The sequence below is a fragment of the Streptomyces sp. NPDC047043 genome (genome assembly GCF_040644055.1).
Taxonomy (GTDB): Bacteria; Actinomycetota; Actinomycetes; order Streptomycetales; family Streptomycetaceae; genus Streptomyces.
This window is the reverse complement of sequence record NZ_JBEYVO010000079.1, coordinates 1-10,998: the sequence shown is the minus strand read 5'-3', so window position 1 is coordinate 10,998 and position 10,998 is coordinate 1. Positions and strand designations below refer to the sequence as shown.

Genomic DNA, 10,998 nt, shown 5'->3' with positions numbered 1-10,998 from the left:
TCGGAAAGGTCGCTGGGGTACGGCTTCCGCTGGCTCACGTCCCAGAGGGATCATGGGTGTGACGGAAGATCAGGTTCCGCTGATCATTGGGCGGTTCCGTGCCATCTCTACGTCAGACGTACTTCGAGTATCGAAGCTGAGCGAAACGGGCGGGCGGGTCTGGAAGTCTGGAAGTGGTGAAGCGTATTGATCTGTTGAAAGGCCTCAAACTGGCACAGCGGCAGAACTCACATACCGGCATGAGGCATACCTGAACGCCCACTGAGATCACGGGCCAGGCGTAGGTGGAGGGGCAGCCCCCGGCCCAGGGTGCCGGGGCCGCCCGAGCCCTGCCGTCCTGTCAACGCAAGGGACTACGACGCTAGGGCCCAGCAGCCGGCTTCGCTCTTCCTGCGCAGCGTACGGGGGAGCCGTGACGAAGGCCCGCCCCCAACCGGCCGGTCAGCAGCACAGTGGCGGTGAACGCAGCATGGAGGAACTCCCGACAGCCACTGCTGGTCATCAGGTTGAACAAGGGCGTCTCCGCGGGCGTCATGGACGTCCAGGCCGCCGCCCAGCAGCTCCGCACCGAGTTCGAGTGGCTCGTCCGCCGCCTGGTCCTGTACGCCCTGCCGGGCCTCGTCGACAAGTCCGTCCGCGGCCTGTCCATACTCTTCCTGCGTGCGTGCCACGAATACCTCGGCGCCGAGTCCCGCCGCCCGGCCGGGCGCAGCCAGTTCGCCCGCCTCGCGAGGTGACGTGACGCGCCCAGAGCTGCGGATTCGCGTCACGTCACCTCACCGCGTATCCTCCCCCGACTCACGACGCCGCGCGCTGATCTTCGCGGCGGCGACCGTGAATCCGCCGGAGATGACGGCCCCGATGATGGCGCCGAAGAAGGCGTACATGTCTCCCCCTTACTTGACGGGCGCCGAGTCGCGCCCAGGGCAAGCACAACACGTCGACAGAGGCCCGTCGATAGGTAAAAACTGCTGGCCAGAGGGGTGCGTCTAGTCGTGACGGCGTCCGCCGCGCAGCAGCCGCAATCACAGAATCTGCGGCCGTTTCCGCGTAGAAATCCTGCGGGAAACGCTGCAGCCGGGAGCGCCGACGAGACGAGCACCCACAATGCGCTCATCCCATGGGCGCCAGGGCCTACCACTTTCTGCGGCCGATCCCTGGCATCTTTCCCCGCCCGCTTCTGGAAGGTCTTGCTAGAGGAACCTGGTCCCCGGCTGCGCCGGGGTACGCAATCGGTACGAGAAGAGATCCCCCGCGTTTTCCCGCGTCCTGGAACAACGTGCGACGCAAGCCGTCCCCGCTCGTACGGTCCGCGGACATGGTTCCGACACCGCACTGGCCCGCACCCGGATTGCCGACCTCGCGCCTCGCACCCGGAACATCGTCGACTCAGGGCCTGTACACCCAGGCCGCCGTTCCCGCGCCGGTTCCCTCTCCCTGTAGCGTCCAGGCTCCGGTCAGGTGCTGTGACGCCGCCCTGCTCACCCGGACGACCCCGGCTCGACCGGACCAAGGTCCTCGCGGAGACGAACGAACCGCACAGTGCGATGCCGGGTGGTCCCCACCTCGACCTCAGCGAGCAGTGGCGTAACGACCCTGTGGCCCCCGCCAGGCAGCGCCTCCCGGAGGCCTGCGGCGAGCGCCCGCCCAACGGCGGTGCGCTGCCTGCTGTCCAGCTGCGCTGTCTGGGCGAGGGTGCCGTCCGGGAGCCGGATGACGAGGTAGGCGGGGCGGGCGGGGGAGCCTGCGATCGCCACGATCTCCGTGTCCACGGTGTCGACATGCTTTGTCTTCAGCCAGCGGGTGCGGCCCGGAGCGTAAGAGCTGCCCAGGCCCTTGGCGACCACGCCTTCTAGGCCATGGGGCCGGAGCTCCTCGTACCAGGTCAAGGCCTCCGTGCGGCTGGTGGTGGCGGGCACCGGCTGGATCACACTGGGCGGTGGCCGTAACAACTCGCCGAGCCGGTCCAGGCGTTCCTGCAGCGGACGGGGGCGCAGATCGGTGCCGGTAATGGCGAGGCAGTCGAAGACCACGTACACGATCGGTGGCCAGCGCCGGCGGTCGCAGCCGCGACGGCGGGCCAGCGCGGTGAAGTCGAGGCGGTCACCCACCACGGCGCACAGCTCTCCGTCCAGGACCGTTCCGACCGGCAGCTCGTGCAGCTCGTCCAGGACCTCCGGGGCCATCGCGCCGAGGTCGCCTCCCTGCCGGGGTGTACAGGACGGGACGGTGTTCTTCGAGGACGCCGGCGACGGCTCGCCATCCGTCGGCCTTGACCTCATAGCGGGTCTGGGTGCCCGGCCAATGGTCCTCGGCAGGAAGATCCCGCGCGGTGACGGGGCGGACGACATCGATGGGCGGGCGTACGGGGACATCCTCGCGGGCCATGGCCTTCAGCGCACCGGACGAGCGCTCCGCACCGGGTGTGACGCGCGGGGAGCAGAAGCAAGGTCCACCGGTTGGCCGTGCCCAGCCGGACCGGTCGCGAGTGTCGTCGCCGTAGCGGCTGGTCGGACAGGATGGCCCGTGGGGACATGGGGTACCGGTAAGAACGCTGTCACCAGCCGCAACCGGCGGGCCTTACGTGCGGCGACGAGCAGCGGGGTCGCGTTCCACGACGCGATGCCGTGCTGCTTGGCGTCCTGGATGAGGGTCTGTGAGTCGTAGAACCCCATGGGGAGATGCGCCATAATCCCCGCCAGCATGGCGTGCGGAAAGTGGTATTTCGCCCAGGCGCTGGCATAAATGATGCCCGCCATCGACTGGGCGTGCGCCTTTTCTTCGCGATCCGCATGTCTCATGAGACATCGATCCACGGCGCCAACGTACCCCCTCCTCAGCCTTTGATGGTCGACTGCAAGGCGCGACGAGCGGCGGGATGAGACAGTGGATCACAAACGAAATCCATCACGAGTCATATCCGATCGGGTGATTCTTCGGCGTTCGGGCTCAGCGCAGGACACTCATGTGCTTGCGAGCCGCGATCTGGGCGATCAGCCACTTGGGGTTGGTTGACAGCAGCCTCTAAACGGTCCCATGAGAGGCTCCTGGCGGCAGCGGGGAAGGCGGGGCTATGACCGGTGAAAGCGTGTCGGCTATGGGCGGTGGGGTCGCTGACAAGCTGGGCAATCGCTATGAAGGCTGGTGGACGATCTGGCGCGGCGTAGTTCCGGTCCTTCGCGGCCACTACGACGCCATCCAGGTCGAGGTCCCAGGGCCCCCTGGCGAGGCAGCGGAGTTTCGTCTCTACGGTCATCAGCCGTCACGGCCGGACCAGGTACATCAGTGCAAGCGCAGCCGTGCCTCTTCGTGGACGCTCACAGCCCTTCGGTCAGAGGGCCTGCTGGACCCGTTCGAGCGCCACTTGAGGCAAGGAACCGAGGTGGTGTTCGCCTCGGGCAAGTCATGCACTTTGGAGAACTTGTCGGACAAAGCCCGTCGCCTCTCTCTGGAAGGTTGGACGGCCTCCTTCACAGGAACCGAAAAAGCAGACGTAGACACCCTCATTGACGCATGGGAAGCGGACCATTCCGGGGTGCACAGTCTACTTCGAGGCTTCACCTTCCATTTGATCAACGATCACCCACTCAAGGATGCCGCAATAGGCTCCTTGGAGACACAGGTAACCGGGGACCCGAAGAATGCCCTGCTATTCCTCGGTGATCTCCTCCTCGAGCACGTATCGACTCGGCTGACAGCTCAGTTCCTGTGGTCGGCCTTGCAAGATGAGGGATACAGACCTCGCGATGGGTACGACCACTCCTCTGTTGTAACCGTGCGAGAAGTCAGTGAGCGCTACATCGAAGGTGTACGCAGGCGAAGGCCACAAGCCCTTCCTCTGATCGTCCGTCCTGAGGTCGAGCAACTCATCAGCACTTTGAAGGATCCGGCCGGAGGACCCGGTGTAGTTGTAGCCGGCGCCCCTGGCGCCGGAAAATCCACCGCTCTGGCCGAGGCGTGCGCGCGACTGGCAGCGGACGGCGTAGTTGTCGGGGCACTCCGTCTCGATGTGACGGACGCATCGCATACGGCACGTCAATTGGGAGCACAGGATGCAGTCGGCTTCGGTGCCTCTCCATCCGCGGTTCTGGAGCGAGCGGCTGCCGGTGAGCCAAGTGTCCTGGTGATTGACCAACTGGACGCGCTGTCCCGTTTCAGTGGCCAGGGTGAGCCTGCCCTTGGCGGGGTCCGGGAAGTACTCGAGATGGCACGGGCCAGCGGAGACATGCGACTGCTCGTCGCTTGCCGTCGCTACGACCTGGCCAACGACCGCCAACTCAAAGGGTTGTTGGGCGACTTCACGGTGATTGACCTCGGTCCTCTCACCGATGAGCATGTCCGCGAAGCTCTGATGGGGTTGGGAGTCGATCCCGCTGGACTGTCCGTCAGACAGCGTAAGTTGCTGAGCAGTCCGTTCGCTCTGCGCTTGCTTGCAGAGATGGTCTCCGATCCTGGCAGCGATGGGCGAGCAGCGTTCGACATCGCGCATGCCACGACACTCACGCAGTTGCTTGATGCCTTTGACGGTGAAATGCGTCGACGGCTCAATGAGCGTCTTGGCGTCGATAATTACGCCCGGGGTATCTCGGCGTTCGCCCGCCGTCTCAGTGGCACCGGATCCATCTCCATTCCTCGCAATGTCATCGGTGAACCCGGCCAGGACACACTGGACGCACTCATCGGGGAAGGTGTCCTGGTCGAGGATCGTGGCCGAGTACGTTTCTTCCACGAGGAGTACTTCGACTACGCATTCGCGAGGCAGCACATCCAAGCCAACGGTTCAGCCATGAGTCTGATTCAGGGCGCATCCCAGGACTTGTTGTGCCGACGCCTGGTTCGCGCCGTCCTTTCCCTGGAACGCGAGCTCGACCTGGACCAATACAGAGAAGATCTCGAAGCCATACTCACGCATGCGACGGATTACCGATCTCACATCCGCGCAACCGTGCTGACATGGCTGAAGTCTCTTGCCCCAGTGGAGCCTTATGAGTTCGAGCATGTCACGAACCTTGCTCTCAACTCTGCCGACCCTCTCACTCGAAATGCTATGCCTGTTCTGGTGAGCTCTGGGTTCGTCCCCCACCTGCTGGCCCATGGGCTGGTGGACAGCATCACTGCCGGCTTCGACCGGGATGCCGATCGGTCTGGGGCCCCAACCAAGGCATTGACCGGGTTCACTCCGGACCAAACCCGGTGGATGCTGACGGAATCAGCGCGGGTCTCACCGGAAGAGATCAGTGCGGGCCTGGTGTCTCTGGCACGCGACCCGAGCATCGCGGTGCCGTGGGCACGCATGCTCTTGTGGACGGTTTTTCTCGCTGGTTCAACCGCAGGTCAAGCCACCGTAGATTTGTACTGCGCGACCGCGACGACGGTCGGGAACAGCTATGCAGCCATGCCGGAGACCGCAGCGGGCGAAATTACCTCTGAACAGACCGTACTGGGCACCGCTATTGCCGTACTGTTCGGCTCGGATGGATTTCATGCTCTCAGTACCCTTGCCGGGCGTACCATGGCGCCAGTCGCGACCGCTCTGCGTACCTGGCTTGAAACCCGGGCGCAGGTAGCGAGGGCTTCAGGCGCTCGGAACGCTTTCGACCATTCGATCTTTCCACCCCGAGAGGGAACAGGACTGCGGATCTTCCAGCGTGCCGCCGAGCGTGATCCAGTCGCGTTCCTGGAGAATCTGACCCAACCACTGCTCGCAGAATTCGACGAAATCGACTTCGAGGTGCGGTGGCGTCCTACAGGAACTCCGGATAACAACGGCCCAGGGCTACGAGACAGAGGTATCGGCACGGTCGTCGGAATGTCTCCTGATCTGGAAGGGGAGGTGGTCGAGGGATTGCGGACGGCACTGCGCCTGGCTGCCGCCGAGCATCCGACCGAGGGAGCGCTCTACCTTGAGCAGTGCACTTCGACCGATCTCCTTTTGGCTCATCAACTCGCGGCCTCAGCCTTCAGCCAGTGCGCGCCGGAGCTGTACCCGGCTGCTCTGGCTTGGGCTTCACGAGACGATGTACGTGGCCTTCCTCTGAACTCCACGGCTGCCTGGGCGTGGGGTGAGGTTCTAGCCCATCTCTCGGACGCAAGTGCAGAGTCGGTCCGAGAAAGCGCAGTGGCTCTCGCCATTGAGCCCTATGCGTCGCTGGATCTTGATGCCACCTCGGCAACTAGCTCCAGTTCAGGCGCCACTGCCGCAAGCAGAAATCAGCAACTGGCTCTTGAGCAGCTCGTGGTGCTCTCCCTCATCGAACGGCGGATCGGTGCCCGGCTTGAACAATCGGCGCAGGAACAGCTCACTCGGCTGACGGAGTTGTTCGGCCCCGCACCCACGGCCTCCGACGCCTGGGTGCACCAACTCCGCGGAGAAGACTCCGAATCCGAACCGGGGCCGCTGACCGATGATCAATGGATCGAGGTGATCGAAAACTACGGCCATTCCCCGGTCCAACTGGGAACTTTGGAGTCGGCGGCGCGTTCTGAGCCGGCACGGTTTGCGCGACTCGTGACGGCTTGTATCGGTCCTCAGCACGATCACCAGTGCACGCTCGCTGTCCTCCGCGGGATTGGCAGTGCTCTCGATCTGCCTGCTGACGGGATACTCAGTGCGATCGTCGACGTGGTCGCAACCGTGTCGGACTGGCGAGTCGAAGCCTTCAATCGGCCACTGTGCTCACTACTGGACAAGCTTGCGGGTGCTCAATTGCCTGAGCGGGTACTCGCCTGGGTCGTCGCCGTGGCTACGACTGCGGTCGACCCGAGCCAGAGATCGGCGCCCGATCCGGGCGAGGAGCACGCCAATGTGGGTCTGAATTCTGACCGAGGCGCTGCGGCTTTCTGCATTGCACAACTGCTTGGCCCCGGAGAGCACAGAGCGGAGCGGTTGGAGGCACTCCTGCCCGCCATCCGGAGTCTCGTAGTTGATGACGCAGACGAGGTCCGCATCTGGTGTCCAGTGATCCTGGCCCGCGTCCATTTGTCGGATCAGGATGCTGTCTCTGAATTGAGCCGAAGCTGGCTCAGCCTGGCCGATGACGCCCAGTTCGTCGCCCCCTACCTTGACCGGCTCGCCTGGCAACTCCTCCACAGCAATGCGGATTTGGGACTTACCCTTGTGCAACGAATGCTGGAGGCCGACTCACCGGATGCCCGCCGCCGTGGCGGTGCGCTCGTTGCGATGGCCGCCTTCCTGGGCATCGGCTCCTTGGAACCGGAACGGAGACCACACCCGCAAGATGTGTTCGAACAGAGCCTCCGTGATGCGGCCTCACGCAGCGGAGTAGCCGAAGCACTGGCCGTGCATGTCGAGGATCTACCTCAGGTATCCCACGCCCCGGATACCGAGGTGAGCGCGGATGAGGGGCTACTCGTCCGCCTACTCGATGATGAAGATCAAGCTGTGCGCAAAGCAGCGATCGGGTTCGTGCGCCATATAAACGGATCGCCGATCAGGCGCGAGCGGCTCCTGACGGCCCTGGTACCGACATTGGCGTTCGCAGATTTCCCGCAGGAGGTCTTTCACGCACTCGACCAAGCAGGGGCAGAGTTGCCGGTTGCTGCGAGTCTGTCCCTGTGCGAAACCTGGCTGAGCGCTGGCAATCGGACTGTGGGAGACATCAGCACACGCGACTCCGCGATCGCCTTTGCGGTAGCCGATGTTGCTCTCTCCCTCTATGCCAGTACTCGTGCAGGGAACTCGGAGCGTGAGCGCACTCTGAATCTCCTGGACTCCTTGGTCGAGGCCGGCGCGATCGACATCGACAGGAAGACCGACGAGTGGGCAAGCCAGTGATGTGACTCAGGGGCGAAGACCTCGTGATCGCTCTCGGCATGTGTTCAGCACTGTCGGCATCCCAGAGCCGGTCACGCCAGTCCCGCCGTGCTGGCGGGTCGCACCGCATTGGGCCCGAAGCGGGCCCGAGCTCTGTCGGCTGCGGCCTCGATCCGGCGTGTCTTGTCGTCGCTGGTACCGAAGGTGAGCTGTCGAGTGGCTGAGTTCGCATCGAACAGACCGTCCGCCCGCAGGGTGATGCCTCGGACCCTGGCTCGCTGCAGGCCGAGGGTGGCGTACAACGCGTAGGCGGCGAGGCGCAGTTGTGGGCTGTGCGCGGTGGGCTCCGGCAAGGTGCGATTACGGGTGCTCGTCGAGTGATCGGCGTATCTGACGGTCAAGCTCAGAGATCGGCAGACCTGCTGTTCGCTGCGGAGTTGGGTGCCAAGGCGTTCGACCAGGTGTGACAGGACACGGCGCTGCTGGTCGGGATTGAGTTCGTCTCGCCCGAAACGGTGCTCTGCGCAGAGGGAACGAGGCGGGGCGCCAGGTGTGACGCGGGTGGGGTCTATACCGGCCGCCCGCTGGCGTAGCTGCCGCCCGGCGGCCGCGCCCAGGATGCGTTGAAGTGTGGACAGCGGGGTGACCGCAATCGTGTCGAGAGTGTTCAGACCGTAGGAGGCCAAGGTTCGTACTGTCGCCGGCCCTACCCCTGGCAGAGCTGCCGCCGACAGGCCTGCCAGGAAGGCGACGATGTCCTGAGGAGTGTCAGGGATCGTGCGGATTACGCCAGGTGCTCCACGGTTGGCGGCCAGCTGCGCGAGCAGCGGATTGGGGGCGACGCCGATCGTGCAGTCAGCGTCGAAGCTTGCGGCGGCGCGCATGCGGATCAGGGCCGCCAGCTCGGTGGCGTCGCGATCAAAGTACCGCGTGCTCCCTGACACGTCGGCGAATGCCGCGTCGGGCGGTAGTCCCTGCACGACTGGGGTGATCTCGCCGAGTATTCCCAGAAGATGACGAAACGTTTCTTCGCGACATGAACCGAAATGGATGTAGAGAATCATCGTGGTCACCCGGCGCTTCCAGGGCTGGAGTGATGGAAGGTTCTTCCGTTGACGACCGGGGCACCGGGGGGTTTCAGGTCGGCCCAGGGGTGCAGTTCGTAGCCGGTGGGCTGGGTAATGGTCCGGTGCGTGGCGGTCGGGCCGGTTGCGGCCGCCGGACGGGCGAGGCGGTCGGCGACGGCGGTTGGGCCTCCGTCGCGATACAGGTCGATGAGTTCGGCCAGGTCCCAGGCGGCAGTGCCGGTGATGCTGGAGGCGCGCGGCGGACGCCGGGCCACCGTCCCGCGCACCAGCAACAGGCTGCTGTGGAAGACCGTGTGGGCGCAACGTGCGTGGCTGTCCTCGAAGAATGCCAGGTCGGACAGGCCGCTGGGATCGTCAAGGGTGGCGAAGATGACGCGCTTGCCGGAGCGGATCGGCGGGGTCTGGGTGGCAACCTTGATTCCGGCGACCAGAACAGGGGTGCCATGCCGCAGGTGCGGCAGGTCGGCAGCGGGGGTCGCGCCGATGTCGGTCAGCAAGGATCGGTGATCCTCCAACAGGTGCCGGGAGATGTCCATGCCGAGTACGTCGAGTTCCGCGGCGAGTTGCTCGGAGGTGCTCATGACCGGCAGTCCCGCCGTAGTGCCGCCTTCCCTCGGCGTGTCGAGGTCGTTGCCCATAGGGAGTTGTCCCGAGGTGGAGCCATGCCCTCGGCTGGATCGGTGAAGCTCGGCGATCTGCAGCAGCAACTCGCGCCGAGGTCCGAAGGCATCCATCGCCCCGACCTGGGCGAGGCGTTCGGCCAGTGGCCGGCTGGGGCGGGCGCGCTGCCAGAAGTCGCCCAGTGAGGTGTAGGGCTGCGCGCCGGTGATGCGCTCGGCCTCGGCCTCGGTGATGCCGCGCACTTGGGACAGACCGATCCGGACTCCCCATTTACCAGACACCAGTTCGATTGTGTGTGCGGACTGGGAGCGGTTGATGTCGGGCAGCAGGAGGGGCACTCCATGCCGACGGGCGTCCGCGGCCAGGACTCGCTTGTGGTACATCCCCGGGTCATGGGTGAGCAGTCCGGCCAGCAAGGCTGCCATCCGGTGGGCCTTGAGCCAGCTGGACTGGTACGCAGGCTGCGCGAAAGCCGCTGCATGCGCCTTCGCGAAGCCGAAACTTCCGAAGCTTTCCAGAATCTCCCACACCTCCCGGATGACCTGCGCCTGGTAGCCGCGGACGCGGGCCTCAGCAGCGAACCAGGCCCGCATGCGGCCGCGTCGGTCCGGTTCGGACAGTGCGCGGCGGGCCTCGTCGGCCATTCCGCGGTCGCAGCCGGTCATCGTCGTCATGATCGCGATGACCTGTTCGTGGAAGACGACCTGCCCTTTGGTCTCCTCCAGGATCGACTTCAGGTGCGGATGCGGATAGCGGGCCTGCGTTCGGCCGTCGCGGGCCTCGATCATTGGGCTCACCATGTTCGCTGCCACCGGGCCCGGCCGGAACAGGCTGATGTCGATGATCAGGTCGAGGAACGACCGTGGCCGCAGATTTCTAACCAGCTCGCGTTGGCCTGGGCTTTCGAGCTGGAACGTGCCCAAGGTGTCACCGGATGTGATCAGGTCGTAGGTTGCCGGATCGTCTGGCGGCACCTGCGCCGGATCGTCCAGGTCGAGGTGCTCGCCGGTGACCCGTTCGATCTCGGCGACCGCGTGTGCGAGCGCCGACTGCATCCGTACCCCGATGATGTCGATCTTCGGGTGGCCGGTGTCCTCGATGTCCTCCTTGTCGAACTGGGCCATGGCGATGCCCTCGACGGTGGTCGGCACCACGGGGGTGCGCGCCAGTAGACCGGCGTTGGACACCAGGAGCCCGCACGGGTGCATCGCGGCCTCGTTCGGCAGGCCGTCCATCATCTCCACCAGTTCCCACAACCGGCCGTGGTCCTCACCGGCGACTTCTCGGAGCTCGGGCAGTTCGGTCAGTGCCGCCCGTGCGTCCCGGGCCCGGATGTGAGGAAACGCCTTGGCGAGCTGGGCGGCCTGATCAGGATCCATGCCCCGCGCCCGCGCCACATCCTCGATCGCCCCGCGCACCCATGCCGCTGGTCCTCCAGATCGACGGCAAGGGTGTGGTGATGCGGCCCGAAGCACTGCGCGAGGCCACCCGCCGGGCCGCGGCCAAGAGCGCGGC

Annotated in this window: 5 protein-coding genes and 1 pseudogene; 2 read left to right on the top strand and 4 right to left on the bottom strand. The window is 65.1% G+C overall.

The window, feature by feature from the left end; translation table 11 throughout:
• Nucleotides 1–458: 458 nt before the first annotated feature.
• On the top strand, nt 459–737 hold the full coding sequence (locus ABZ880_RS54085; RefSeq protein ID WP_361279310.1) for a hypothetical protein: 279 nt from the start codon (nt 459–461) through the stop codon (nt 735–737).
• A 744-nt stretch (nt 738–1,481) separates the two neighbouring features.
• On the opposite strand, the gene ABZ880_RS54080 is transcribed toward ABZ880_RS54085, so the two are convergent.
• Together ABZ880_RS54080 and ABZ880_RS54075 are read right to left on the bottom strand one after the other, a co-directional pair.
• Nucleotides 1,482–2,282, bottom strand: a complete 801-nt coding sequence (locus ABZ880_RS54080; protein WP_361279308.1) for an ATP-dependent DNA ligase — start codon at nt 2,280–2,282, stop codon at nt 1,482–1,484.
• A gap of 111 nt (nt 2,283–2,393) precedes the next feature.
• Nucleotides 2,394–2,801, bottom strand: coding sequence for a hypothetical protein (locus tag ABZ880_RS54075; RefSeq protein ID WP_361279306.1), 408 nt, complete (start codon nt 2,799–2,801; stop codon nt 2,394–2,396).
• Between the two features lie 581 nt (nt 2,802–3,382).
• On the opposite strand from ABZ880_RS54075, the gene ABZ880_RS54070 reads away from it, so the two are divergent.
• On the top strand, nt 3,383–7,795 hold the full coding sequence (locus ABZ880_RS54070) for a hypothetical protein (protein WP_361279304.1): 4,413 nt from the start codon (nt 3,383–3,385) through the stop codon (nt 7,793–7,795).
• A gap of 71 nt (nt 7,796–7,866) precedes the next feature.
• On the opposite strand, the gene ABZ880_RS54065 is transcribed toward ABZ880_RS54070, so the two are convergent.
• A complete protein-coding gene (locus ABZ880_RS54065; RefSeq protein WP_361279312.1) occupies nt 7,867–8,838 on the bottom strand; it encodes a hypothetical protein in 972 nt (323 codons plus the stop codon).
• A gap of 5 nt (nt 8,839–8,843) precedes the next feature.
• Nucleotides 8,844–10,901 (bottom strand): annotated as a pseudogene (locus ABZ880_RS54060) (DNA polymerase III subunit alpha); the annotation flags it as partial.
• Nucleotides 10,902–10,998: the final 97 nt, after the last annotated feature.

Coding starts and splice junctions, on each gene's coding strand:
- ABZ880_RS54065 (WP_361279312.1), bottom strand. CDS start 8,838: ATGATTCTCTACATCCATTTCGGTTCATGTCGCGAAGAAACGTTTCGT.
- ABZ880_RS54075 (WP_361279306.1), bottom strand. CDS start 2,801: ATGAGACATGCGGATCGCGAAGAAAAGGCGCACGCCCAGTCGATGGCG.
- ABZ880_RS54080 (WP_361279308.1), bottom strand. CDS start 2,282: ATGAGGTCAAGGCCGACGGATGGCGAGCCGTCGCCGGCGTCCTCGAAG.